The organism is Zwartia vadi (assembly GCF_030410375.1).
GTDB classification, from domain to species: domain Bacteria; phylum Pseudomonadota; class Gammaproteobacteria; order Burkholderiales; family Burkholderiaceae_B; genus Zwartia; species Zwartia vadi.
On record NZ_JAUHHE010000011.1, the window covers coordinates 114,306 to 138,648 of the forward strand.

The window sequence follows — 24,343 nt, forward strand, 5'->3', positions numbered from 1 at the left end:
GTTCGACATCAGCGCGGTCAGGGAATGACCGAATACATCATCATCGTTGCACTCGTCGCAGTGGCTGCGATCGCCGTGTATCAATATCTTGGCCAAGTGCTTCGCTCGCAGACTGCTGCGGTTGCAAGGGAGCTGGCCGGTGAGGATGGTACACAGCAATCTCGCAGTGCTAAAACTGCGGCTCAGGGTGCCAAAGATCAAACAAAGGCAAAGTCCCTCAAGAGCTTCACTGGCAACGCCGGTGCAGCTAAACGGTAATGTCGCTCGTTTGCCTCTTCCAAGGCGACGTCGTCAGTCATCACGCACTAAGCTGCCTTGAAACAAACTCAAAACAGTCCATGCACCATCGATTGCAGGGTGGTCAGGTCATGTTCCTGGGATTGATCTTGATCGGTATTGGGGTTGTTGCGTGGAGCATGATGCTCTTGCTGGGTCAGCGTGTGCATGACATGACTTCGTTGCATCGCGCAGCAGATGCTGCAACCTACAGTGCAGCATTGGTTCAGGCGCGTGCACTGAATATGCATGCCTATCTCAATCGAGCTCAAGTCGCACATCAGCTCGGTATGGCTCATTTGATCGCAGTGGCGACCGCAATGCAATATCGCGCAAAACTTGGTCAGCAGTCCCAGATTCGTAATCCACCTGCAAGTCTGATCAGTGCATTTTTTGGCCCTCAGTATGCCCTGTCATATGCAACGGCATCAATGGGCGGCATGGAAAATACGCGTTCCCTACAAGTTTTACGTAATGCCTATTTGCGTCACGAGCGTCAGATTCACCAAGTCCTTTCACTGGTCAGACAATTACAAAGTTCAGAGTTAGCTGAACAGAGGAAACATGCTGTTCAACGCATGCTGGTTAAAAATATTGGACATAGTGGTCAAGCAAAACGAGGAGATTCACTTCAACAACTTGGGATAAAGGTTTCAATCTTGATGGATGAGTCTGAAGGACTGATCCAGAAGCGTTCTGGACAGGATTCAACGTGGCGCGACTTTCTCAACAGTCTCGTTGATCAATCAAGCTTTCTTAAAGAGAGAAATCAGACCAAGCGTAACGCATGGATGATCAATCCGAGATGTCCCTTTAAAAGGCATGAGTTAAGAAGAAGAGGGCGTTTGACACTTGGCAGCGATGGGCAGTGGCGCTCGGAGGAAACTCTCTCCTTTCATGCTTTGCGACACAACAAATTTATCGGTTGCTATCATCGCGAATACCCAATGGGCTGGGCGCTTTTGACTACACACAATGGTGATGGACTGATCGGGTATACAAATGAAGCCCAATTACCTGACTTTTCGCGTATTGCATTTTGGAGATGGACTAGAGTTCAAGGGGGTCCGTGGAATATTTTTTATGGTCGTCATAATCCACTTGCACAAAGATTTGGACAAAGTGAATCACTGAAGTGGTCGTCAAAAGGATTGGGTGAGTATGCAGAGATATCAACCTCACGCGTGAGTCAACCTGTCAGGATTTCCATTCAAGTCAGTCAAAAGCTCGACTCTGGTGACAGTATCAGCACGATTTCATCCGCACAAACATATTTTGAATCGCCCAAGAATAGTCAAGCAAATCAAGCTAGCCTATTTGAGCCTTACTGGCATGCAAGCCTAATCCCGAATCCTAGTCTCCGATGAATCAACGACGACTCCCTAAAGAACAAGGTCAGGCCTTGTTTGAATCCATATTTATTCTTTTGATACTTGGAATCTTGTTACTAGCTATCCAATTTACTGGACAACTCCGCGCACATTCTCTCGAGCTGTTAGGTAAGAGTAGTTACCTGACTTTTTTGCAGTCCCGTCAAATTGTTTTCAACAAGGACACATTCATTACTGGTCAATCGAGAGGAAGTAGATTACTCAATACCTTTTCAGAGCAATTGCTTAATGTTTATGGTCAAGGAAAAATAACAGTGACCTCCAAGCATACGCAAATGAAATCGGCACAAGCAAAGATGCATATCTTGTTTGGATCTGCATCAGTTGAACGATCAAGCTTCTTATACATCAATGCTGGTAACAGTCATACGCCCTTGCAAGTACAGTCAAGAATTGCAAATTCTGACGCTACATGGCGTGCCACGAGTCATCCTACGCAAAATATGCTTAAACCTTTCATTGCACATCTTGCTCGCACAGATTCAGCTTGGGGCCGAGGCAGATTGTCACTCGAATGGCTCAACTCATTGGCTGGACAGGTACCTAGAAAGCATCATTTCGGTGGGAAATGACTAAGAAAATTTCGAGGATGAAAATCCTCTTGCTAATTGCCTTATTTTTCATTTTTTTCAGAGCAAATTGTTTTGCTGAGCAACTGATGCTTATTGATGCAGGCGAACGTAAGTTGATTGGTAACCCTAAAACTCTATTGGTGATCCGAGATATTCAAGTAGGACAACACGAAATCATGATGAGTCGCTGGCAAGCGGAACAAGGCATTCAAGCAGTCATGCCCATATTATTGACTCAACTTCCGACCGATACCATTGCTTGGAGTAACGGAGAAGTCATGCAGATGCAATGGGAATCCTCTATTTTTTCGCATGTTTTGGCTGTGCATCCCTTGGGCCGTGATCAAGTTTCATTCACACTAACGAGCTTACGTCTACACACGGGTCAACAACCATCTCGCGCGAATCAATTAAAAATTGACTCCTCATTGAAGCAATCATTGAGCACTTACCTTGCAATTAAAAGCTTGCTTGCTGAACCCAGTTTAGAGAATCAGTTGATCCTTGATGTAAATAATCAAGGCGAAGCTTCAACAGTAACAAGTTTGCTGTACGTTTCTTCACATCCAATTTTTTATCTTAAAAAATTGCTACGAAACACACTCTCATCGCAGCGTTGGACTTTAACTGATTCCTTCTCTTCTTCAGATCAATCTTTGCGTGGCGCTGTGTCAATAGAGGCCTATTTCCAAAAGGCATTGATACGGATTGATCTTGTTGAACACGCTGGGCGAACCTTCTTATACCTATATTTAACAGCAAGCACATCATGATGAACATCTCTCAATCCAAAGCTAAGTGGTGGCTCATGGCGATCTCGATTGTGTTGGGATGTATGTCTGCCTGGGCAATCGATCAGCATTTGCATGAAAAGACTGAAGAGATTGAATCCCGTACACGGCTTGATCAATTGACCTTGCTTGTTGCTGCACGAGATTTAAACCGGGACATGATCCTAGAGGGAACTGACTTTGTACCTGTGTTATTTCCCGTCAAATTTGCACCAGATGAAGCGCTGACACACGATCAAAGCGAAAGTTTGATAGGAAAAAGACTTCTTTCGGATGTGAGAGCGGGGCAGCCATTACTAAGCCTTTACCTGACTGAGCTAGAGTCTCTTAGCGTATCAACCCGTTTGGATCCCTCTCTGAAGGCGATCTCCATAGCTTTGGATTCAAATAGCGCCGCATCCGGACTGATTCAAGCGAATGATCGTGTGGATTTGTTTATTACCTTGGATCATCAAGGCAAGCGCCTGACGGTCAAACTTTTGCAGTCTGTATTGGTACTTGGCGTCGGTCATCTTGCTTCGTCACACGACCGCCAAGGCTCATCGGATGCTGCCGGTTCAAATATCACGCTTGCAGTCTCCGATGCGGATGCAGTCAAACTTGTAGCCGCTCGTGAGGCTGGAACCATTAGCGCCGTGTTGAGTGGGACTCTTCAAACTACAGGTTCTTTAGAGATAAAAAATCAATCTGGTGACTTAGCACAATTGCTTGGGTTGCCTATTGAGCCTGTCGTTCCAAATATTCCAGTTTTATATGGAGATCGATTATCTACATCTAACGATGAATCATTTTTAATCGACCGTGGAACAGAAGTAGGCCAGCAGCACCGATCTGAGAGTATCCGATGATCGCGATCATGATGAAGCTATTCATTTTATTTATGTTTTATCCAGTATCTGCGAATGCTCAATCCACATTGAAACTGGAAGTTGGGTCATCAACGATTTTAAAGCTTTCAAAAGTAGAGCGTTTAGCGATTGGAAATGGAGAAGTCCTACAAGCAACAGTCATCAATCAGAATGAAATTGTGATTTTTGGGAAAAAATCAGGGGCAACCACCCTTGATGTCTGGCGCACGGCGGGTAAACGAGTTTCATATAACGTTCGTATTGCCCCAGAGGGTTTTGCGCGTGTCCAGGAAGAAATTTCGACTTTATTGAAATCCATTCCCCAGGCACGAAGCTCCACCCTAGGTGACAAACTGATTATAGAAGGCGAAAACTTATCTGATTCTGACCAGGCAAAGATCTCACGGCTTGCTCAACGATACCCTGAATTACTTGATTTTACGAGTCAGGTGGGGTGGGACAAAATGGTATTGCTTGATGTCCAAGTCATTGAAATCCCGACAGCTCGCCTGCAGGAGCTTGGCATTAGATGGAATAGTAGTCTGCCTCTGCCCTTAAGTGGAGCAGGCGGCATGGCTGGCGTGAATAACGTGTTGTCGGCGCGTATTGGCGCACTGGCACAGTCGGGCGAGGCGACAATTTTGGCACAACCTCAATTGCTCGCCAGAAGCGGTGCCACGGCGAGTTTTGAAGCTGGAGGAGAGGTCCCATACACCACGACTGACAAAGATGGAAAAACGACGACTTCTTTTAAAAAGTATGGTGTATCTCTAAATATCACACCGCAAGTCGATCGTAATCTTGCGGTTCGTTCAAAAATCGATATTGAAGTCAGTTCAGTGGACCAAACACTTGCTTCATCGTCTGGCCCCGCCTTGAAGGTAAGACGCGCTTCAACTGAATTTAATGTCCGCTCAGGCCAGACGCTGGTTTTGGGTGGTTTTATATCTAAAGAGCGGACACGCGATCGTGATGGTCTCCCAGGATTATCTGACATACCGCTCATTCAAAATTTGTTCGGTGTGACAAGAGATCATTATCGTGAAACAGAGTTGGCAATTTTTGTCACGCCTATTGTGGTCAATGCAGAGCACCCTGGCCTGATGCGTCGTGTTGAAAATGCAGCGTCCATTTTAGAACAGACGTTTGGGATGGATCAGCGTCTGAATAGTTCAGTTTCACCAATAAATGAACTTCAAAATTGGCATCACAAACAATCTTCTCAGTCGCAATGGGAGTCGAAAATTCAGTCTGATACAGATGTGCATGCACCGACTCATATTATTGATCAATGGAGTGAAAAAGAATGATGGATTTACTGATTGTTTACGAGGATGGACGGCGTGAACGCATGCAACAAACCGTTCCATTCACTTTAGGTCGTGGTATTGAGTGTGAAGCACGCGTACCCCATTGGCGCGTTGCCCGTCGTCATTTGCGTGTCACCAGAGGACATGATGGTTATCAGGTTGAGGATCTTGGTTCACTTTATGGAACGCGAGTGAATGGAAAAAAATTTTCCTTGCATGCTCCAATTATTGAGAGTGATGAATTTGTTGTGAGCCCTTGTCTGATTAGATTGTTTCCTCTACCTAAGACCACACAAACTCAGTTGAAAAAATCTTCTTTATCAACTGATTCCTGCAGTGTCGCGCTTGAAGATAAAGTCAATTCTTTTTCATCCGCTGCTTTTCGCGATATGAGGAGAGATCTTCATGCTGGTCTGATCAAAGCTTTTGATTTAAGAAGAAACGATATTGCTGCGCTTTCTGAAAGTGCGCTGAGAGAGCAAGCTATCGAGTGCGTGTCCTCCTTGTTGAATGACCATGCTGGTCATTTGATTGGTAATCAACGAGAGGAATTATTAGAACTTGTAGTCGATGAGGCGATCGGTTTGGGTGTCTTAGAAGCGATGCTTGCCGACTCGGATATTACGGAAATCATGGTGAATCGATACGACGAAATATTTATTGAGCGTCATGGGCGTCTGGAGCTCAGTCATTATCAGTTTAGTGGTGAACAAGCTGTTCGTGGCGTTATGGAAAGGATTGTCTTTCCACTCGGACGTCGTTTGGATGATGCAGCTCCCATGGTCGATGCGCGTTTACGGGATGGTTCGAGAATCAATGCCGTCATCCCTCCGATTGCGATCCATGGGGCTTGTATGACAATCCGAAAGTTCACAAATAAGGGAATTGATCTGGATGGTTTAGTGACCAATGGAACACTAAGCGAGAAGCTCGCTCAATTTTTAGAGCTTTGCGTTCGTCAAAGGCTCAATATTCTTGTTTCAGGCGGTACAGGTTCAGGTAAAACAACCTTATTAAATGTACTCGCAAATTGCGTACCAAGCGATCAAAGAATCGTCACTATCGAGGACTCGGCTGAATTGCAAATTAACCATTCCCATGTGATGGCGCTCGAGGCTCGCCCTGAAAATGCTGAGGGTCGTGGCGCGGTGACGCTCAGAGATCTTGTCAGAAACGCGCTTCGTATGCGACCTGACAGAATTGTCGTAGGTGAGGTGAGGGGCGCCGAGGCGATTGATATGCTTGCTGCAATGAATACAGGTCATGAGGGATCAATCACGACCTTGCATGCCAATACGCCACGTGACGCACTATCACGACTTGAAACAATGATTTTGTCTGCGAATAGTGGTTTGCCACTAAATGCTGTTAGGGAGCAAATCAGTTCAGCTATTCATTTGATTGTCCAGCAAGCACGCTTACCAGACGGGCGGCGCGTGGTTCATGATGTCTCTGAAATTGTTGGTATAGAGTCAGGTTGCATTCAAATGCAGAAGCTCGCAAAGTTTGATCGACTAGCAGGTTGTTCCCAACCTATGGGTCTGGTTCCTCAGTGTTTTGAAAACTGGGGAACTGAGGTTGATTCAAGCTTGTTGCAATGGTTTGCCGCTTCATGATTTATATCGGTTTAGTGCTTGCATTTTTGTCCGTTGCTGTGGCGGTTTGGTTGTTGCAACAGTTGGCAAGTGTTGCCTGGGTGCGTTATCGCAGCTCTGTTACGGAACATACCCAAACGAGTCTTTCTGAGTTATTTGTTTTTATTGACACAACCCACTTATGGTCTTCTTTGTGCTGTATTTCAGTCACATTCTCCATCTCGGTCTGGTTTCTAAGTGCGAGTGTATTGCTTGCATTAGCTTCCGGTTTACTGACTTTATTCATTCCGAGGTTCATTTTGACTAATGCCCTAAAACGTAGGCTCGGTTTGTTTGATACGCAATGGCCTGATGCCTTGACAGCAATTGCCGGGGCATTGCGTTCCGGTGCAAGTATTGGGCTTGCTTTAAAAAACTATGCTGAAGATGCCCCCACGCCCATGTCACAAGAGATTCGCTTAGTGTTAAGAGAGCACCGGATGGGCGTACCTTTAAATCAAGCCTTATCCGCACTAAATCAACGCATGCCATCGGAAAGTGTCGAGTTGGTGACTGCGCTACTCGCAGTGGGCCATGCTTCTGGCGGATCGCTTGCTGATTTATTAGAGAGACTCTCTATTAATTTACGTGCTCGACAACACATCACAGGAAAAATTGAGGTGTTAACTGCTCAAGGAAAAATGCAGGCTTGGGTGATGGGCGCTTTACCTCTCGTTCTCTTAGTTGCCTTAAGTCAGATCGATCCGATTTCAGTGGAGTTGATGTTTCTTAGTCAGACTGGGCAGATGATGCTTGGTATTGTCCTGTTACTTGAGTGTTTAGGTATTTTTTGGTTGCGGCGCATTTTGACGATAGAGGTTTAAGCGTATGGGGATGCTTGCCATTGTCTGCGCAATGCTTGCCATCATATGTGTGGCCATGTTTATGGTGTTGCTTTTATGGCGGTTTTTTAAATCTCTTTCATCGCAAGGTTTACGTGGATTAACGCCTTTCATCACATGGGGACAGCGACGCAGGCTCACCGGTCTAATTGAACGCGCTGGTTTGATCGGTTGGCATTTCCCTCAAATTTATTGTTTGCAGTGGTTAGGAGCTCTCCTGTGTTTGTCTCTCGCTGTGTGGTGGATGTATGCAGCACTACTTTCTGTCCATATCGCATCTTATCTAGGTACTGTAATAGCCTTTTCTTTTGGTTGGTGGTTGCCAATTATTTGGTTGAAACGTAAACATCACCAGCGACTCAAGTTTATGAGTCGACAGTTCCCTTTCTTTCTCGATATGGTTGGGCTAGGCTTGGATGCGGGGCTGAATCTTCAAGCCTCGGTTCAGCTCGCACTCGAGCATATTGACTCAGGTCCTCTGCACCAAGAGTGGTCAACGATGCTTGCTGATATGCGTGCCGGTCAGTCCCGAGCACAGGCATTGAGACAGCTGAGTCAACGTCTGGATTTGGCCAGTGTTCGACAACTGATCTCCTCGCTTATTCAGGGAGAGGCGATGGGTTTTAGCCTAGGTCGTATTATCCAAGTCTATGCGGATCAGCAAAGAGCGCTGCGGCTCATGCACGCGGAAAAACAGGCGCTTCAGGCACCCGTCAAAATGCTTTTTCCTATGGCGCTCTGCATTTTTCCTTGCACATTTATAGTTTTGGGCTTTCCAGTCGTGATTCAACTTTTAGGTCAGCCATGAAAATAATCGAGGCACATACTTGGCTCAGACGAGCGAGTGGCTTACTGGGTCTTCCAAAACTTGTTCCCGGAGAGGTGCTCTGGCTCAGACCCTGTCACTCGATCCATACTTTCGGGATGCGCTACTGTATTGCGGTATTCTTTTTAGATCGTGACATGCAGATCATAGATGTGAGACCGTGTGTGAGGCCTAATAGAATCGTGTATTGTCATCGGGCACACTCTGCATGCGAAATGTTATCGATTAAGGACGATCACTGTTCCAGTTTTTCTGCCGAGCTTTCCGTGGCGCTGTTGTTAAAAACAGCTGTGTAGCTTGTATAAAAACTACAGTATAAAACTGAGGTGGCAACAACGTTGAGCGGAACCTGAATGGTGGCAGCCGTTGTTGGAGAAAGTCCGATCATGACCAATGCACTAATAAACGTATCGACAATTAGAAAAACAGCAAGCCAACACAATCCATAGACCAAAAATGCCATTTTGTTGCGCCAGCATGCGATCCAACTAAAAAATAGTGCCTGCGTGATGCGAATCCCGTGCCAGCCGACCAAAGCAGGTGCAAACCAGAATATCGCCGCCATGACGATGTAGAGAGCACCGAAAATGATCATGGGTGTTTGAACCGCCTGCATCAAGGGAAGCAGGTCATTCGTTTTTTCAACGTTTTTAAGGGCTTCGGTTACTTCGCCCGAAAACGGCATAAAGGCAGCCAGTCCCAGCAGCAAACAAAATGCCACGTATAGACCACCCATCGCCAAAAGACGACGAAAGACCTGTGGCTGACGCAAAGGTTCAATCCAAGTCCCTAATAAAATCCGTCTGCCCTCGGTGGCATGCCGGCCAGCTGACAAGGAAAGCAGGGTGGCTGTTGGCATTAAGATGATAAAGAAGAGCGGGCCGATCGGTGGCGTGATCGTAGCGATCATCAGCATCAAGCTCACGAACATTGCCCATGAAAAAAACGCTAATGGTTGCGTGCGAAATAACGCCCAGCCATCTCTAACCCAGATCCATCCTGCGAGTGCGGGTAAAGGTACGGCTTGCATCAAATTTCCTTGGGTAGGGAGGGCGTAACAGCCATTGTTCGTTCGGTCAGTATGCGCTCGAAATGACTTGGATCATGTGGTTTAAGTGTCTGAGCGGGTCGGGGTAAATAAAAATCGTAAAGCCTGGAGATCCAAAAACGTAAGGCCGCGCCTTTTAGAATAACCGGCCAAACACGATGTTCTTCGGGAGTGAAGGGGCGAACCCGAGCATAAGCGGTGAGCCATGCATCCAGTAGTTCAGGTTGAAAGGCACCCGTTGAGTGCTCAATACACCAATCATTCACACTGACTGCCACGTCAAAGATAAAGGTGTCCACACCAGCAAAATAAAAGTCGATGAATCCACCCATGACGGGTTTGTCAAACGTTCCTGCGAACAAGACATTGTCACGAAAGAGATCGCAATGAGCGGGGCCGCTAGGAAGCGACTGGTAGTCGGAAGTTTCCGCAAGCTTTCGCTGCTCAGAGAGTGTTTCCTGAAGAAGCCGAGCATGTGTCTGGTTGAGAAACGGCAGAACTGTTGGCGCAGTTTGCTCCCACCAGGTCAACCCTCTTAAGTTTGGCTGAGTGATCCCAAAATCCATGCCTGCCAAGTGCGCATGGGCGAGAGTCTCTCCTGCGATGGCGCAATGACGTGCGCTAGGATTTGGGGTGTAGCTTCCTGGCAACTTTGTGACGATTGCAGCAGGTTTACCGTGCAAGGTTGAGAGTCTTTTTCCGTCAAGCCGAGTTTGGGGCTGGGGAACAGGGATCGACTTTTGAGCTAAATGGTTCATCAGCTCAATGTAAAAAGGCAACTGATCAGCCTTGAGCACCTCAAAGATAGTCAACACATACTCACCCTGACTTGTAGTCAGGAAAAAGTTGCTGTTTTCGATCCCGGCGGTAATACCCTTTAAACCTAGGAAACCCCCTAGGGAATAATCAGCCAATAAAGATTGGGCATCATTTTCGCTGACTTGAGTAAAAACTGCCATAAATGTAGGGTGAATCGTGTTGATAGATTTAACGATTTTAGCAAGGATGCATTGTTCGCGAGACGTGTCTTGCGTTGACTGGCGTCCAACCCATATAAAATGGCATATGTCCGGTTTGGACGCTTTGTTTTTTCAAAAAATGTCCACGACTGAACTTCAACTTGCCGCGCCACTAGATCCGATGGGCTGGAAGCTCTGTGTGGCCCCCATGATCGATGTGACTGATCGTCACTGTCGTTTTTTTCATCGCCTGCTTGCGCCCCATGCGCGGCTTTATACCGAAATGATTACTACTGGTGCACTCACGCATGGCGACGTTGAGCGGCACCTTGGTTTTAATCATGAAGAGCATCCCGTCGCCTTGCAGCTAGGGGGAAGTGAACCGCAGGCCTTGAGCCATGCGGCGCGACTGGGTGCACAATGGGGTTATGACGAAATTAATCTCAATTGTGGCTGCCCCTCGGAGCGGGTACAAAAAGGCGCGTTTGGCGCATGTTTGATGGCTGAACCCAGACTGGTCGCGGACTGCATTAAAGCGATGCAGGATGTCGTAACAATTCCAGTGACAGTCAAGCATCGGCTTGGCCTCGACTATAACGATGATTATGGATTTGTAAGAGACTTTGTCGGCACAATATATGAAACTGGCTGTCGAGTTTTTATTGTGCATGCCAGAAATGCGGTCTTAAAAGGCCTGACACCCAAGGATAATCGAGATGTGCCGCCACTAAGGTATGCGGATGCGGCAAGACTAAAACAAGACTTCCCTGATGCGATTGTGGTGCTCAACGGGGGCTTAGCTGGGGTTGAAGATTGCACGCAGGCGCTGAAAACCTTTGATGGAGTGATGCTTGGCCGTGCACCATGGCACAACCCAATTGTTATGCATGAACTCTCCGCTGCTTTTTGGCCCGCAACGCCCGCGTTGGAGGAGCCGCAGATTATTGAGCAGTTAGTAGGCTATGCGGCACGACAGGTTGACCTAGGTACGCCGTTACGCATTGTCGTGAGGCCCTTGCTCGGACTGTTTAATGGTAGACCACGGTCGCGTCTCTGGAGACGGATGTTGTCAGACTCGAAACTACTCAATTCTAATGATGCCTTGCTTATTGCCCGAGCTTGGTCTGAGATTGGTGGGCTGGAGCCTATTGCTTCTCCTCATCCGGCCAGTCACGGATATAAGCCTTGAGCATGGAGTTTTCAAATTTTTGCGCCGCAACAATCGCTTGCGCCATGTCATAAAAAGAAATGACCCCCATCAGCACAGTTCCATCCATGACGGGAATGTAACGTGAGTGATTTTGAAGCATTAACCGTTGAACCTCGTCAGCCTCTGTTTCAGGTGAAACGCTTACTGGATTTGCATCCATGATGCTACGAATTGTCGTGGATCCGACCGCACCGTGATTACCATTCACGTGACGAATAATCTCTCTAAACGTCAGCATGCCTGCCAACTTGCCTTTATCCATGATGACCAAGGAGCCAATGTCTTGCTCACTCATCGTTTCAAGCGCTTGAATAACGGAAGTTTCTGGGGAAGCGGTAAAAAGAGTGTTGCCCTTGACCCGTAATATTTCACTGACCTGTAACATGATGCGTCTCCTATGTGCTGCTTTGGCTGGATTGTAAGCCGTGCAAGTCTGGCTTGTCATTCTGCAGTAGCACATCCCTCAGCTTTGAATCGTCATTATCCTGAAGGTAAACAACCAAAGCATGCTTAAGTGCCGGCTGCTCGTCAAGTTTGAGCTCTCGGCGATTGACGATCATTTTTTTGAGCAATGGTTTCATGCTCGTGGTGTCAGGATTGCAAACCAGCACCCAGTGCATGCGCCTGCGTACCATTGCCACGCCAACCCAGCCAAGCTCTTGAAGTGTGCGCAAGATCGATTCCACCTGATCTTCTGTTTGATAAAGAGTCTCACTCAATTCACGCAGACTGAGGCCGGGGGTTTTTTGGTTACGCGCAGAACTGAGTAATTGGAGTATGGCTAGGGCATGCAGCAAGGGGTGGTCGTGAAGGGAAGAGCCACTGAGTCGAACTTGGCGCAAATAGGGAAGGTTGGCAGCCACAATCGCGCCAAACAACACACTCAGCCAAGACAGATAGACCCAAATCAAAAAAACAGGCAGGGCTGCGAATGCACCATAAATGGTGGTGTAAGTCGATATTTGCGAGACGTAATAAGCAAATCCGAATTTCATGACCTCAAGCAAGGCCGAGACAAGCAAACCGCCAATGATTGCGTCGCGTGGTGCAACTCGGGCGTGAGGAACGATGACAAAGAGCACTGCAAAACCTGCGGCACTGACAAAAAATGGGGATATTTTGAGAGTCAGTTCAAGCAAATCGGGAATCTGGGCAATGACACCGAAGGATTCACGCGCAACCAAGGCGGTTGCCCAAAGGCTTGCGCCAGTCATGATGGGTCCAAGGGTGAGTAACGCCCAATAAACCAGCAGTCTTTGTCCAATACTGCGGGGAGTCGACACGCGCCAAATTTCGTTGAGCGCTTTATCGACTGACAAAATCAACAAGAGGACGGTCACGACCAGAAATCCGCCACCAATCGCAGTCAAACGACTGGCTTGACTGGCAAACTCGTTGAGATAGGACATGACATTATCTGAAATAGTGGGGGGCATCAGGCTGTTGGTCAAAAAGGCCTGTAGCGCTTCACTGAATTCGTGGAACTGTGGAAAAGCTGTAAATAGAGCTAATGCAACTGCGAGCAAAGGGACGATTGCAAGCACAGTGGTAAAGGTGAGGCTACCTGCCAAATCAAAAGCATCCACTTGACTCAAACGTTTGGCGCTTGAAAACAAGATTTTTTGCCAGTCCGAAAGTCGCTCTTTCAGGCTTGCGATGGGATGTGTTCGATGAATCACGAATGAGAGCTCCATGCTCTGTTGACATGCGGGAAGGGGTTAGCGTCTGATATGACCCTCTCTCAAGCGATAATAGCAGCATGAAGCAAATTGTTACCCCCTCTACACCCATTCAGCCAACCTTGAATGTTGCGCTGCAGCGTATCGCCCTTGTTTCTCTGTTTGCACTCTTTTTGCTGTGTTTGCTGTGGGAGATTTGGCTTGCGCCACTTCGTCCAGGCGGCACACTGCTGTTTCTCAAGGCTTTGCCTTTGGCTTTTGCTTTCCGGGGAGTCTCAAAAGGGAGTCTTTACACCATTCAATGGGCTTCCATGCTGGTTCTACTCTATCTGATGGAAGGTGTGGTGAGGGTGATGTCTGATCCGCCGGGCCCTTCGATCATCATGGCGTGGATTGAGATATTTTTATCCACAGTCTTCTTTTTTGCTGCATTGTTTTATGTTCGTCCAGCAAAACGTTTTGCCAAACAATTAGCTGCTCATGCCAAAAACTCAAATTAGCTTCTCTGGCTTAAAGACCAACAACAGCTTTGCTGCGCTTGGGCTTGATTTTTACACCAGACTCCCTACAACTCCTCTTAAGAATCCACGCCTTGTTCATGCAAATTCAGAGGTTGCTAAGTTGCTGGGCTTAAGTCCAGCCTGTTTTGAGGAAAAGGAGTTTCTAGATGTAGTCAGCGGTTCGCATCCGATGCCGGGTGGCGATACTCTCGCAGCAGTTTATAGCGGTCATCAGTTTGGCGTTTGGGCGGGTCAATTGGGTGACGGTCGCGCACATTTACTTGGCGAGATTGTGGGTCCCTCCGGCAATTGGGAAATCCAGCTTAAAGGCGCCGGAATGACGCCTTATTCACGTATGGGCGATGGCCGTGCGGTATTGAGGTCTTCAGTGCGTGAATATATGGCAAGCCACGCCATGCACGGGTTGGGTATTGCGACGACGCGCGCGTTGTCACTTGTCAGCGCCGATGATCCTGTCATGCGCGAAACCGTCGAAACCGCTGCAATTGTGGCGAGGGTTGCGCCGAGTTTTGTTCGTTTTGGGTCCTTTGAGCACTGGGCTTCACGTAAAAGACCGGATTTAGTCAAAAAGCTTGCTGACTACGTGATTGAACGGTTTTATCCTGAATGTTTAAATTCCGTTGCAGGTACTCCTGAAACTCCCGAAACTCGTTACGTACGATTTCTTGAGGCGGTTGTTAAACGCACGGCGGTTTTAATTGCGAACTGGCAGGTTGTCGGTTTTTGCCACGGAGTCATGAATACCGACAATATGTCCATACTCGGACTGACCCTCGATTATGGTCCTTATGGATTTATGGATGGTTTTGATGCCCGCCACATTTGTAATCACACCGACTCCAATGGCCGCTATGCATGGCATGCTCAGCCCTCAGTTGCGCACTGGAATCTTTATCAACTTGCCAATAGTTTGCACACGATTGTGCCCCAAGCAGAGCCTCTAAGAGCAGCGCTTGATCAGTTTGAACCTACTTTTCTTCATGCGATGCAAGATCGTATGAGCCAAAAACTTGGTTTGAAAACTTGGCAAGCGGGTGACGAGACGTTGATCGACGATCTATGGAGCCTGATGCAAGCCAGCCATGCAGATTTTTCCCTGACCTTTAGACAGCTTGCCTATGCGCCTGGCTTGGCTCATGCCGATGCTGGTCGTATCGCCCTTGACCTGGGTGGCACAGTTGGAGATGGCTCAGGTTCTTTGAGGCCTTTTATTGACCTTTTTGTCGACAGAGAAGCTGCGTACGCCTGGCTTGAGCGCTACAAAAATCGGATTCAGCATGAGTCGCCCCCCTGGCAGCAGCGCGTCGATGCGATGCTGGCTGTGAATCCACTATACATTTTGCGTAATTACCTTGCACAAGAGGTGATTGAGGCCACCCAGAAGGGGGATTTCTCAGTGCTTGAGCGAATGATGGATTTGTTGGCGGATCCCTACACAGCCAAGCCCGGTATGGAGCATTATTCGGCTCTCCCACCGGTCTGGGCCAGCAAAATTGAGGTGAGTTGTTCTTCCTGATGCAATAATGTCGCTTTGCCGCGCTAACCACAATAGACGCGCTCAACTTTGACGGTTCGCTTATCCATGTCTGGCAATACTCTTGGTACATTATTTTGCGTGACGAATTTTGGTGAGTCACACGGGCCCGCTATTGGTTGTGTGGTGGATGGGTGTCCTCCCGGCCTGGAATTGTCTGAGCAGGACATTCAATCTGAGCTTGACCGCCGCCGTCCCGGAACATCCAGACACGTAACACAACGACAAGAAGCCGATCAGGTTGAAATACTTTCTGGCGTCTTTGAGGGAAAAACAACAGGCACGCCAATCGCTTTGCTGATTCGGAATGTCGATGCCAGAAGCAAGGATTACAGCGCGATTGCAGATACATTTCGCCCGGGTCATGCTGACTATGCTTATTTTAAAAAATATGGCTATCGCGACCCTCGGGGAGGTGGCCGTTCTTCTGCCCGGTTAACTGCACCGACAGTCGCTGCGGGTGCAATCGCTAAAAAATGGCTTGCTAAGCAATACGGGATCATGGTGCGTGGCTACATGAGTCAGCTTGGCCCGATCCCGATGCCATTTGTCAGCTGGGAGCATGTCCCGAACAACCCTTTTTTCTCTGCGAACCCTGAGGTTATCGCTCAATTAGAGGCGTATATGGACCAGTTGCGCAGAGATGGTGACTCCGTGGGTGCGCGTATTGAAGTCGTTGCCGAAGGTTTGCCTGCCGGCTGGGGGGAACCAATCTACGATCGACTGGATGCCGATATTGCTCATGCCATGATGGGTCTAAATGCTGTGAAAGGCGTCGAAATTGGCGCTGGATTTCAAAGCATCACGCAACGTGGCTCAGAGCACGGTGACGAGATTACCCCTGATGGTTTTCTAACCAACCATGCAGGAGGTGTCCTAGGCGGGATCTCCACTGGTCAACCTATTACTGTCAGTCTCGCAATTAAACCAACCTCCAGTATTCGCGTGGAGCGTCGCTCCATCGACCGAAGCGGTAACCCCGTCACGGTCAAGACTCTTGGAAGACACGACCCGTGTGTAGGGATCCGTGCAACCCCCATTGCAGAGTCTCTTTTGGCAATCATTTTGCTGGATCATGCCTTGCGACACCGTGCTCAGTGTGGCGAGGGTAGAGGCAAGACGTAACGACCCCGTCTGCTATGGCATAATCAAGAGCTAAACCTTAACAATCAGTGTGGCTGAGACAACGTCATGAAAAAAACCCTATACGACAAGCTTTGGGATGCCCATGTGGTTCACGAAGAATCAGATGGCACCGCCATTCTCTACATTGACCGTCATCTTTTACATGAAGTCACTAGCCCCCAAGCCTTTGAGGGTCTAGAACTTGCCGGACGTAAATTATGGCGTCTCAACGCGAATCTCGCCGTTGCTGATCACAACGTTCCGACGATTGATCGTGCACAGGGCATTACAGATCCAGTTTCAAAGCTTCAGGTCGACACCCTGGACGCCAATTGCGAGAAACATAATGTGATCGAATTCCGGATGAATGATCCCCGTCAGGGCATTGTTCACGTCATCGGTCCAGAGCAGGGCGCGACATTGCCCGGCATGACTGTCGTGTGCGGCGATTCGCATACGAGTACTCACGGCGCATTTGGTGCCTTGGCCTTCGGAATCGGCACCTCCGAGGTCGAGCATGTGATGGCTTCCCAGACATTGCAAGCCAAGAAAAATAAAAACATGCTGATTCGTGTTGAAGGCTCATTGCCTGTCGGCTGTTCAGCAAAAGACATCATTTTGCATATTATTGGTGTCATTGGAACCGCTGGTGGTACCGGGCACGCCATCGAATTTGCTGGTAGCGCCATTCGCGATTTGTCTATTGAAGGTCGTATGACTTTATGCAATATGGCAATTGAAGCTGGCGCGCGTTCAGGCATGGTGGCCGTTGATCAAAAAACAATTGATTATTTCGTTGGTCGTCCCTTTGCACCTACTGGTGCGTTATGGGATCAGGCTGTTGCCTACTGGAAAACACTGCATTCCGACGAAGGTGCACATTTTGACCGCATTGTTGATATTGATGCACGTCAGATTGTTCCCCAGGTAACTTGGGGGACTTCACCTGAAATGGTGTTGCCAGTGACCGGCCGCGTGCCTGATCCAGAGCGCGAAAAGGATGAAATTCGTCGCAGCGGCATGGAGCGTGCCCTCGAGTACATGGGGCTCAAACCTAACACTCCGATCGAGGACATTAAAATTGATCGTGTTTTTATTGGGTCATGCACCAATTCCCGTATAGAAGACTTGCGCGCAGCTGCTGCTGTTGCGCGTGGCAAACGTATTGCAAGCAATGTTCGCCAGGCGATGGTCGTGGCGGGTTCTGGCTTGGTCAAGGCGCAAGCGGAAAGAGAAGGCTTGGACAAGATCTTTATCGAAGCCGGATTCGAGTGGCGTGAGCCTGGCTGTTCGATGTGTCTGGCAATGAACGCCGACCGCCTTGAACCCCAGGAACGATGTGCATCGACCTCAAATCGAAACTTTGAAGGTCGTCAAGGGCAGGGTGGCAGAACCCATCTCGTGAGCCCAGCAATGGCAGCTGCTGCAGCAATTGCTGGTCATTTTGTCGACGTACGTAACTTCCGGTAAATAAACATGGATGCATTTACAACACATCAAGGTCTTGTCGCTCCTCTCGATCGCGAAAACGTCGATACGGACCTGATCATTCCCAAGCAGTTTCTCAAATCAATCCATCGCACCGGCTTTGGGCCTAACTTGTTTGACAGTTTGCGCTATCTGGATCACGGTGAACCTGGAATGGATAATTCCAAACGCCCGCTCAATCCAGATTTCGTCTTAAATCACCCTCGATATCAGGGTGCTTCGATTTTGTTGGGCAGAAAAAACTTTGGATGCGGTTCGAGCCGTGAACATGCACCCTGGGCTCTGGCGCAGTACGGTTTTCGTGCTGTGATTGCGCCATCATTTGCGGATATCTTCTTCAACAACAGCTACAAGACGGGATTTTTGCCAATTGTTCTTTCCGAGTTGGAGGTGGCCCGTTTATTCGATGAGGTACGTGGGTTTGTTGGTTACAAACTTACGATCGATCTTGAGAAACAGCTTGTGATTGCTCCGGATGGTCGCTCGATGCATTTCGACATCACCCCGCATCGCAAGTACTGCTTGTTAAATGGGTTGGATGAAATCGGCTTGACTTTGCGTCATGCTGACAAAATCCGCAACTTCGAAAATGAGCGTCTCGCTCGTCACCCCTGGCTGGATGTGGTGCCAATCGGCGCGCGCTAAGTAACTGTATCTCGGGCCGGTTCGCCGGCCCATTATTTTTTAGATGAGTCAAACATGTCAAAAAAAATTGCTGTCTTACCTGGTGATGGAATTGGTGCTGAGATTATCGAGCAAGCCGTTCGCGTGTTGCGCGCTGTCGCGCCTGCACTGGAGATCAATGAGGCACCCGTTGGTGGAACAGCCTTTGATTTGCACGGACACCCTTTGCCACCTGCAACATTGAAACTAGCCCAGGAATCCAATGCAATTTTGTTTGGCGCAGTCGGTGACTGGAAATATGACAAGCTTCCGCGTGAGCATCGTCCTGAACAAGCGATTTTAGGCCTGCGTAAAGCACTGGGTTTGTTTGCAAACCTTCGTCCGGCAGTTTTGTATCCTGAACTTGCCAATGCGTCTTCTCTCAAGCCGGAAATCGTATCCGGATTGGATATTTTGATTCTTCGTGAACTGACAGGTGACATTTATTTTGGTTCACCACGCGGCATTCGAACAGCTTCTGACGGACCGTTTGCCGGATCTAAAGAAGGCTTTGACACCATGCGTTACGCCGAGCCAGAGATTAGACGTATTGCTCATATAGGTTTTCAGGCTGCGCAAAAGCGCAAAGGCAAACTGTGCAGCGTTGACAAAGCCAATGTACTTGAAACATCTCAACTTTGGCGTGATGTCGTCATCGATGTTGCACGCGAATATCCCGATGTTTCTCTCTCTCACATGTATGTGGACAATGCAGCGATGCAGTTGGTCCGTGCGCCGCGTGAGTTTGACGTAATCGTCACTGGTAATTTGTTTGGAGATATTTTGTCAGACGAAGCTGCCATGTTGACGGGTTCGATTGGCATGTTGCCTTCCGCCTCGCTGAACGCCTCCGGTCAGGGCTTGTACGAGCCCAGCCATGGTTCAGCGCCAGACATTGCAGGCAAAGGCATTGCCAATCCTCTGGCGACAATTTTGTCGGCCGCCATGATGTTGCGCTATTCCCTGGATAGTGCTGCGCTGGCTGACCGCATTGAACAGGCTGTCCAAAAAGTCCTTCAGCAGGGTCTTCGCACAGCTGATATTTACGAGCCAGGCACGACAAAGGTTGGAACAGCCGGCATGGGCGACGCTGTACTCAAGGCCCTAGGCTAAAATACTCATTATCTTTTACTTTATTGTGGTTTTGCTGAAATGAAAAAATCGGTCGGATTAGTAGGTTGGCGCGGTATGGTTGGCTCTGTCCTTATGCAGCGTATGCGTGATGAGGGTGACTTTAGCCTGATCGACCCCGTTTTTTTCTCGACCAGTAACGCGGGCGGCCGTGCACCAGATTGGGCCGGTGCGACCGCTTTACAAAATGCTTTTGATATCGAAGCGCTCAAAAAGCTCCCAATTATCTTAACGGCGCAAGGCGGTGACTACACCAGTGAGGTTTATCCCAAACTCCGCGCCGCAGGTTGGACGGGAATCTGGATAGATGCAGCCAGCACTCTTCGCATGAAAATCGATGCCATTATCGTGCTTGATCCTGTCAACCGTGACGTGATTGATGCGGGCATGCATCGAGGCATTCGCGACTATATCGGTGGAAACTGTACGGTCAGTTGCATGATGATGGGTCTTGCAGGATTATTTAAGCTCGACCTCATTGACTGGATGACAAGCATGACCTACCAGGCGGCATCCGGTGGAGGTGCTCAGCATATGCGAGAGCTTTTGACACAGTTTGGTCTGCTAAATGCCTCCGTTAAGGCCGAGCTTGCAGATCCTGCTTCTGCCATTCTCGAAATTGATCGTAAGGTTCTTGCCACGCAACAGTCTGGCGAGTTGCCGACTGAACACTTTGGCATTCCCCTTGCCGGTAATTTAATTCCTTGGATTGACAAGGATCTTGGAAACGGCATGTCTCGTGAAGAGTGGAAAGGTGAGGCCGAAACAAACAAAATTCTTGGACGTGGCGAAGGTTTCGGCTCTGCACCCATTCCAATTGACGGCTTGTGTGTTCGGATTGGTGCAATGCGCTGCCACAGCCAGGCCCTGACCATTAAACTCAAGCGTGATGTTCCGATGGACGAGATAGCTGACATCGTGGCAAAAGGAACTGCTTGGGCGAAGTTTGTCCCCAATACGAAAGAAGACACCTTGCGCGCCTTGTCGCCCGTCTCCGTGACGGGCACACTCGACATTCCGGTCGGACGGATGAGAAAGCTTTCCATGGGCCCCGAATACCTCGGTGCGTTCACTATTGGCGATCAGTTGTTGTGGGGGGCTGCGGAACCTTTGCGCCGCATGCTGCGGATTACACTCGGCGAACTCTAAACCCAAGGAAATCCGGATATGTTCAGGCAATCAAACACTTCAGTCACTGCGGTGAGACGTGTTGCTCTACCGCTTTTGCTGTTTGTTGGTATGTCATTTGCCTTTTTAGATCGGTCTGAAGCTGCTCAGCCTGGACATGGTCGTGTGAATTCGGAAGCAGGCGCCCCATTGCAGGTAACCGTGCCAGTTCATGGACTGACATCAGAAGATCTCAAAGGCTTAAGTGCTTCAATCGCGGCCCCGCAATCTTGGGCAGATGCCGGCCTGACGCTACCTGCTCCAATTGAGACCTTGTCCGTGGTGGTTGAGCCAGGTAGGGATGCGTCTTCCCGCCAGCTCATTGTGCGTTCCTCCCAAGCTGTAAACCGCCCAGTGATTGACGTATTAATTCGTTTGTCCACCGCCTCTGGCATTCGGATGATTCAGTCGAGTTATTTGGTGCTGACAAAGGACCCTTCGGCAGGCGCTAACAACTCCGTCCGTGTTGCGCGTGGCGATACCCTGTATGAAATCGCTCTTTCAAAAGCTGTGTCGGGTGCGGATATCTATCAGGTGATGTGGGCTATATACGAAGCTAATCCTCAGGCGTTTATTTCTGAAAACATGAACCTGCTGCGTGCGGGTACTACGTTGAGTATTCCCGATGCTGCAACGATGCGCGCGGTGGATGCCAAACACGCAAGAGCGATGTTTGCCAAACATGACCAAGCGTTTAGGGCGCGTCGTGGCGCTGGACAGGTTTCAGCAAGCGTACCTGTGGTTGCGTCTTCCACAAATCAGTCTGGCTCTGTTACTGCTCCAACACCTGCACCAGGTCCAGCGTCAACGGGAGATCAAGTTCGACTGGACTCTACAAATCCTGCAGATCAGCAAGCAGATAAACGTGTTGCCACAGAAAATGAGTTGCGTGAAATGCGCGCGCGCGTCGAGGCGCTGCAAAAGAACGTAGAAGACTTGAAAGACGCCCTCAATAAAAGTCAGGCCTCCGCATCTGTCTCCGCTGGTCAGTCTGGCTTTTCAGGTAGCTCTGCAGTTGGTGTGCCCGGTGCTCCAGGGGCCGCTGGTGCTCCAGGTGCTGCAGGTGTTCCAGGCGCTAAAGGTGCCGCAGGTACTCCAGGTGCTGCAGGTGTTCCGGGTCTGACAGGCTCAGCGGCATCTTCAGGTGTGCCCGGTGCGACTGGCGCAACAGGGACAACTGGTGCGGCTGGCACGCCCGGTACTGATGCAAAAGCAGCTAACGAAGTCAAATCGAGTTTTACGAAACTTAAAGAATACGCATCTGATCACGTCTTGGGATTTGTCCTAGGGATTTCAGCTTTACTTGCCTTGCTGATTGCTTTTTTGTTGCGACGTGCAGGACGTCAAGAACAAACCGACGCTCAGGAAAGTCCCATACAGAATGATCCAAAGCTTGCATCCGCTTTTGATCAGAAACTTCAGTCGATAGACTTGAATTTGTCTGACGATGTCGACGCTGCAAACAAATCATCCGTTCCTCCAAAAACAGGTGCCTGATATGCATCCTTCTGCAGAGTCGCTTGATATGGACTCTGCGGCTTTCGCAATGCGTCGTATCGCTCTCGGTATTGCCTATGATGGTCGCGCATGGCAGGGTTGGCAGAAGCAACCCCATGGCTTGACTATTCAAGATGCACTCGAAAAGGCTTTGCAAAATTTTGTAGGTTCGCCTGTCAGCACGATATGCGCGGGCAGAACAGATACTGGCGTACACGGACTCAATCAGGTTGTTCATTTGGATACCCCTGTGATTCGCACACCAGAGTCTTGGGTGAGAGGAACGAACGCCCATCTTCCGGACTCAATTTCAGTGCAGTGGGCACAGGTTGTTCCCCATCAATTTCACGCGCGCTTTTCTGCCACAGCCCGTAGTTACACCTACGTCATACTTAACACTCGCGTTCGACATCCCTTGTGGCAAGGACGGGCAGGGTGGGTTTTCCAACCTCTCAATCTCTCTGACATGCGGCAAGCGTCTAAATGTTTGCTTGGTGAACATGATTTCAGTAGCTTTAGGTCCTCTCAGTGCCAAGCAAAGTCACCTGTGCGGACCATCCATTCATTGCTCATCACGCAACAGGGGCCACGTATCATAATTCAACTACAGGCGAATGCTTTTTTACATCACATGGTTAGAAATATCATTGGCGCCCTTGTGCAGGTTGGGCAGGGTCGAGAAACTGTAGACTATGTGGCTAAGTTACTTGATTTAAAAGACAGGACGTATGGCGCCCCAACATTCTCACCAGATGGCTTGTATCTGACAGACGTTACGTACCCAGGATATAACTTGCCTGTTGTGACACCTCACGCTGTTGGGTTGGATTTTCTTGATTCGGTTCCAATTGATTTCCCAGATCAAGAGTTATAAAGGTACAGAAAATGCGCACCAGAATTAAGATTTGCGGAATTACTCGACAGGAAGATTTAAGGTTTGCTGCGCATGCTGGAGCGGATGCGGTTGGTTTTGTATTTCACCCAGGCAGCAAACGATATGTCAGCGTCCAGCAGGCCGCTCAACTTTCTCGTGAGTTACCGGCGTTTGTGAGTTCGGTTGCGCTTTTTGTGAATCCTGAACCAAGTAGTGTTCAAGAGTTGATCTCAATTGTGCGGCCCAGTTTTTTGCAGTTTCACGGAGAAGAAACTCCGGACTTTTGCGAATCTTTTTCTGTTCCCTACATCAAGGCCTTCAGGGTTGGTGCACCGGATATGGATAGTCCACAGGCACTTTCTCAGTACTGCCTAAAATATCACTCCGCATCTGGTTGGTTGTTTGATAGCTACACCCCGGCCTATGGTGGTAGCGGTCACAGCTTTGATCACACCCTTTTATCGGAATTGATTGCGCTGGAGGAGTCTGTACGTCGACCCGTTATTTTGTCGGGCGGTCTGATTCCCAGCACAGTTGAAGAGACCGTGAGGAGATTGCGCCCATGGTCAGTAGATGTCAGTAGCGGTGTGGAGCTTGAGCCAGGGATTAAGTCTCCCGAATTGATGGCCGCGTTTATTTCCGCTATTAAAAATGCAGATCGCTAAGACCTTTTGACATCAGTTCTATAAAACCGATATAATCTCATTCTTTAAAGGCGGTTAGCTCAGCTGGTTAGAGCGCCACGTTGACATCGTGGAGGTCGTTGGTTCGATTCCAATACCGCCTACCAGTGCTCCTTACATGGGAGCATTTTTGGCTCTACTCCATTAGGCTCTACTCCATTATCGGGGGATGAGCAGTATTCATTAAATATCAGTACTCATTAAACACGGCTAAATACGCCGTTCCAACCGCAGTGGGCCAAGACCCTGAGCCGGTAATTCTCAAAGTTCCTAA

General features: G+C 48.8%; 25 protein-coding genes and 1 tRNA gene. 22 read left to right on the plus strand and 4 right to left on the minus strand.

The annotated features are described in order from the left end of the window. Window positions 1-24: 24 nt before the first annotated feature. Genes QWY27_RS10945 through QWY27_RS15415 form a run of 10 tightly spaced genes read left to right on the plus strand, consistent with a single transcriptional unit; the run spans window position 25 to window position 8,786 of the window. The gene (locus tag QWY27_RS10945; RefSeq protein WP_290197651.1) at window positions 25-258 is read left to right on the plus strand and encodes a hypothetical protein; all 234 of its coding nucleotides are present in this window, start codon (window positions 25-27) and stop codon (window positions 256-258) included. Next, entirely contained in the window at window positions 258-1,643 is a 1,386-nt protein-coding gene (locus QWY27_RS10950; RefSeq protein ID WP_290197600.1) for a hypothetical protein, read from the plus strand. Before QWY27_RS10945 ends, QWY27_RS10950 begins: the two co-directional genes overlap by 1 nt. Beyond that, window positions 1,640-2,239, plus strand: a complete 600-nt coding sequence (locus tag QWY27_RS10955) for a hypothetical protein (protein WP_290197601.1) — start codon at window positions 1,640-1,642, stop codon at window positions 2,237-2,239. The genes QWY27_RS10950 and QWY27_RS10955 overlap by 4 nt, the downstream gene beginning before the upstream one ends. Further along, window positions 2,236-3,012: a hypothetical protein gene (locus QWY27_RS10960; RefSeq protein WP_290197603.1), complete on the plus strand. Its 777-nt coding sequence runs from the start codon at window positions 2,236-2,238 to the stop codon at window positions 3,010-3,012. The genes QWY27_RS10955 and QWY27_RS10960 overlap by 4 nt, the downstream gene beginning before the upstream one ends. After that, the gene (gene cpaB, locus QWY27_RS10965) at window positions 3,009-3,878 is read left to right on the plus strand and encodes a Flp pilus assembly protein CpaB (RefSeq protein WP_290197606.1); all 870 of its coding nucleotides are present in this window, start codon (window positions 3,009-3,011) and stop codon (window positions 3,876-3,878) included. The genes QWY27_RS10960 and cpaB overlap by 4 nt, the downstream gene beginning before the upstream one ends. 8 nt (window positions 3,879-3,886) lie before the next feature. After that, on the plus strand, window positions 3,887-5,188 hold the full coding sequence (locus QWY27_RS10970) for a type II and III secretion system protein family protein (protein WP_290197608.1): 1,302 nt from the start codon (window positions 3,887-3,889) through the stop codon (window positions 5,186-5,188). Continuing rightward, window positions 5,185-6,804, plus strand: a complete 1,620-nt coding sequence (locus QWY27_RS10975; protein ID WP_290197609.1) for a TadA family conjugal transfer-associated ATPase — start codon at window positions 5,185-5,187, stop codon at window positions 6,802-6,804. The genes QWY27_RS10970 and QWY27_RS10975 overlap by 4 nt, the downstream gene beginning before the upstream one ends. Next, window positions 6,801-7,646 (plus strand): type II secretion system F family protein, encoded by an 846-nt coding sequence (locus QWY27_RS10980; RefSeq protein WP_290197611.1) that lies wholly within the window; start codon window positions 6,801-6,803, stop codon window positions 7,644-7,646. The genes QWY27_RS10975 and QWY27_RS10980 overlap by 4 nt, the downstream gene beginning before the upstream one ends. Window positions 7,647-7,656: 10 nt before the next feature. After that, the gene (locus QWY27_RS10985; protein ID WP_290197613.1) at window positions 7,657-8,472 is read left to right on the plus strand and encodes a type II secretion system F family protein; all 816 of its coding nucleotides are present in this window, start codon (window positions 7,657-7,659) and stop codon (window positions 8,470-8,472) included. After that, window positions 8,469-8,786: a DUF192 domain-containing protein gene (locus QWY27_RS15415; protein WP_494338396.1), complete on the plus strand. Its 318-nt coding sequence runs from the start codon at window positions 8,469-8,471 to the stop codon at window positions 8,784-8,786. The genes QWY27_RS10985 and QWY27_RS15415 overlap by 4 nt, the downstream gene beginning before the upstream one ends. On the opposite strand, the gene QWY27_RS10990 is transcribed toward QWY27_RS15415, so the two are convergent. Together QWY27_RS10990 and QWY27_RS10995 are read right to left on the minus strand one after the other, a co-directional pair. Next, a complete protein-coding gene (locus QWY27_RS10990) occupies window positions 8,726-9,520 on the minus strand; it encodes a BPSS1780 family membrane protein (RefSeq protein ID WP_290197615.1) in 795 nt (264 codons plus the stop codon). The genes QWY27_RS15415 and QWY27_RS10990 overlap by 61 nt on opposite strands. Further along, on the minus strand, window positions 9,520-10,497 hold the full coding sequence (locus tag QWY27_RS10995) for a homoserine kinase (protein ID WP_290197617.1): 978 nt from the start codon (window positions 10,495-10,497) through the stop codon (window positions 9,520-9,522). Before QWY27_RS10995 ends, QWY27_RS10990 begins: the two co-directional genes overlap by 1 nt. Before the next feature lie 208 nt (window positions 10,498-10,705). Between QWY27_RS10995 and dusA the strand changes: the two genes are divergently transcribed. Continuing rightward, window positions 10,706-11,686, plus strand: coding sequence for a tRNA dihydrouridine(20/20a) synthase DusA (gene dusA / locus QWY27_RS11000; protein ID WP_435433477.1), 981 nt, complete (start codon window positions 10,706-10,708; stop codon window positions 11,684-11,686). On the opposite strand, the gene QWY27_RS11005 is transcribed toward dusA, so the two are convergent. Continuing rightward, window positions 11,643-12,092, minus strand: coding sequence for a CBS domain-containing protein (locus tag QWY27_RS11005; protein WP_290197619.1), 450 nt, complete (start codon window positions 12,090-12,092; stop codon window positions 11,643-11,645). The genes dusA and QWY27_RS11005 overlap by 44 nt on opposite strands. A 10-nt stretch (window positions 12,093-12,102) precedes the next feature. Next, complete coding sequence (locus QWY27_RS11010; RefSeq protein ID WP_290197621.1) at window positions 12,103-13,386, minus strand: YihY family inner membrane protein; 1,284 nt, start codon at window positions 13,384-13,386, stop codon at window positions 12,103-12,105. Between the two features lie 110 nt (window positions 13,387-13,496). Here QWY27_RS11010 and QWY27_RS11015 point away from each other — a divergent pair, with 110 nt between their 5' ends. From QWY27_RS11015 to QWY27_RS11065, 11 genes are all read left to right on the plus strand, one after another. Then, window positions 13,497-13,886: a DUF2069 domain-containing protein gene (locus QWY27_RS11015; protein WP_290197654.1), complete on the plus strand. Its 390-nt coding sequence runs from the start codon at window positions 13,497-13,499 to the stop codon at window positions 13,884-13,886. Then, complete coding sequence (locus QWY27_RS11020) at window positions 13,867-15,423, plus strand: protein adenylyltransferase SelO (protein ID WP_290197623.1); 1,557 nt, start codon at window positions 13,867-13,869, stop codon at window positions 15,421-15,423. The genes QWY27_RS11015 and QWY27_RS11020 overlap by 20 nt, the downstream gene beginning before the upstream one ends. Before the next feature lie 66 nt (window positions 15,424-15,489). Further along, window positions 15,490-16,566, plus strand: a complete 1,077-nt coding sequence (gene aroC, locus QWY27_RS11025) for a chorismate synthase (RefSeq protein ID WP_290197625.1) — start codon at window positions 15,490-15,492, stop codon at window positions 16,564-16,566. A 66-nt stretch (window positions 16,567-16,632) separates the two neighbouring features. Further along, the gene (gene leuC, locus QWY27_RS11030; RefSeq protein ID WP_290197626.1) at window positions 16,633-18,036 is read left to right on the plus strand and encodes a 3-isopropylmalate dehydratase large subunit; all 1,404 of its coding nucleotides are present in this window, start codon (window positions 16,633-16,635) and stop codon (window positions 18,034-18,036) included. Window positions 18,037-18,042: 6 nt separating this feature from the next. Next, window positions 18,043-18,699 carry a 3-isopropylmalate dehydratase small subunit gene (gene leuD / locus QWY27_RS11035; RefSeq protein ID WP_290197628.1) on the plus strand — a complete coding sequence of 219 codons (657 nt, stop codon included), beginning with the start codon at window positions 18,043-18,045 and terminating at the stop codon, window positions 18,697-18,699. A 54-nt stretch (window positions 18,700-18,753) separates the two neighbouring features. Beyond that, the gene (gene leuB, locus QWY27_RS11040) at window positions 18,754-19,830 is read left to right on the plus strand and encodes a 3-isopropylmalate dehydrogenase (RefSeq protein WP_290197631.1); all 1,077 of its coding nucleotides are present in this window, start codon (window positions 18,754-18,756) and stop codon (window positions 19,828-19,830) included. Window positions 19,831-19,869: 39 nt separating this feature from the next. After that, complete coding sequence (gene asd, locus QWY27_RS11045) at window positions 19,870-20,997, plus strand: aspartate-semialdehyde dehydrogenase (protein ID WP_290197633.1); 1,128 nt, start codon at window positions 19,870-19,872, stop codon at window positions 20,995-20,997. Between the two features lie 18 nt (window positions 20,998-21,015). Further along, on the plus strand, window positions 21,016-22,512 hold the full coding sequence (locus tag QWY27_RS11050; protein WP_290197635.1) for a type IV pilus assembly protein FimV: 1,497 nt from the start codon (window positions 21,016-21,018) through the stop codon (window positions 22,510-22,512). Window positions 22,513-22,561: 49 nt separating this feature from the next. Continuing rightward, window positions 22,562-23,386, plus strand: a complete 825-nt coding sequence (truA, locus tag QWY27_RS11055; RefSeq protein ID WP_290197656.1) for a tRNA pseudouridine(38-40) synthase TruA — start codon at window positions 22,562-22,564, stop codon at window positions 23,384-23,386. An 11-nt stretch (window positions 23,387-23,397) separates the two neighbouring features. Further along, on the plus strand, window positions 23,398-24,051 hold the full coding sequence (locus QWY27_RS11060; protein WP_290197637.1) for a phosphoribosylanthranilate isomerase: 654 nt from the start codon (window positions 23,398-23,400) through the stop codon (window positions 24,049-24,051). Between the two features lie 48 nt (window positions 24,052-24,099). Then, window positions 24,100-24,176: transfer RNA gene (locus tag QWY27_RS11065), tRNA-Val, on the plus strand. The last annotated feature ends 167 nt before the right edge of the window (window positions 24,177-24,343 follow it).

Bases quoted from the DNA above. Each gene is read 5' to 3' on its own strand.
- QWY27_RS10945 (WP_290197651.1), top strand. From the start codon at position 25: ATGACCGAATACATCATCATCGTTGCACTCGTCGCAGTGGCTGCGATC.
- QWY27_RS10950 (WP_290197600.1), top strand. From the start codon at position 258: ATGTCGCTCGTTTGCCTCTTCCAAGGCGACGTCGTCAGTCATCACGCA.
- QWY27_RS10955 (WP_290197601.1), top strand. From the start codon at position 1,640: ATGAATCAACGACGACTCCCTAAAGAACAAGGTCAGGCCTTGTTTGAA.
- QWY27_RS10960 (WP_290197603.1), top strand. From the start codon at position 2,236: ATGACTAAGAAAATTTCGAGGATGAAAATCCTCTTGCTAATTGCCTTA.
- cpaB (WP_290197606.1), top strand. From the start codon at position 3,009: ATGATGAACATCTCTCAATCCAAAGCTAAGTGGTGGCTCATGGCGATC.
- QWY27_RS10970 (WP_290197608.1), top strand. From the start codon at position 3,887: ATGATGAAGCTATTCATTTTATTTATGTTTTATCCAGTATCTGCGAAT.
- QWY27_RS10975 (WP_290197609.1), top strand. From the start codon at position 5,185: ATGATGGATTTACTGATTGTTTACGAGGATGGACGGCGTGAACGCATG.
- QWY27_RS10980 (WP_290197611.1), top strand. From the start codon at position 6,801: ATGATTTATATCGGTTTAGTGCTTGCATTTTTGTCCGTTGCTGTGGCG.
- QWY27_RS10985 (WP_290197613.1), top strand. From the start codon at position 7,657: ATGCTTGCCATTGTCTGCGCAATGCTTGCCATCATATGTGTGGCCATG.
- QWY27_RS15415 (WP_494338396.1), top strand. From the start codon at position 8,469: ATGAAAATAATCGAGGCACATACTTGGCTCAGACGAGCGAGTGGCTTA.
- QWY27_RS10990 (WP_290197615.1), bottom strand. From the start codon at position 9,520: ATGCAAGCCGTACCTTTACCCGCACTCGCAGGATGGATCTGGGTTAGA.
- QWY27_RS10995 (WP_290197617.1), bottom strand. From the start codon at position 10,497: ATGGCAGTTTTTACTCAAGTCAGCGAAAATGATGCCCAATCTTTATTG.
- dusA (WP_435433477.1), top strand. From the start codon at position 10,706: ATGATCGATGTGACTGATCGTCACTGTCGTTTTTTTCATCGCCTGCTT.
- QWY27_RS11005 (WP_290197619.1), bottom strand. From the start codon at position 12,092: ATGTTACAGGTCAGTGAAATATTACGGGTCAAGGGCAACACTCTTTTT.
- QWY27_RS11020 (WP_290197623.1), top strand. From the start codon at position 13,867: ATGCCAAAAACTCAAATTAGCTTCTCTGGCTTAAAGACCAACAACAGC.
- aroC (WP_290197625.1), top strand. From the start codon at position 15,490: ATGTCTGGCAATACTCTTGGTACATTATTTTGCGTGACGAATTTTGGT.
- leuC (WP_290197626.1), top strand. From the start codon at position 16,633: ATGAAAAAAACCCTATACGACAAGCTTTGGGATGCCCATGTGGTTCAC.
- leuD (WP_290197628.1), top strand. From the start codon at position 18,043: ATGGATGCATTTACAACACATCAAGGTCTTGTCGCTCCTCTCGATCGC.
- leuB (WP_290197631.1), top strand. From the start codon at position 18,754: ATGTCAAAAAAAATTGCTGTCTTACCTGGTGATGGAATTGGTGCTGAG.
- asd (WP_290197633.1), top strand. From the start codon at position 19,870: ATGAAAAAATCGGTCGGATTAGTAGGTTGGCGCGGTATGGTTGGCTCT.
- QWY27_RS11050 (WP_290197635.1), top strand. From the start codon at position 21,016: ATGTTCAGGCAATCAAACACTTCAGTCACTGCGGTGAGACGTGTTGCT.
- truA (WP_290197656.1), top strand. From the start codon at position 22,562: ATGCGTCGTATCGCTCTCGGTATTGCCTATGATGGTCGCGCATGGCAG.
- QWY27_RS11060 (WP_290197637.1), top strand. From the start codon at position 23,398: ATGCGCACCAGAATTAAGATTTGCGGAATTACTCGACAGGAAGATTTA.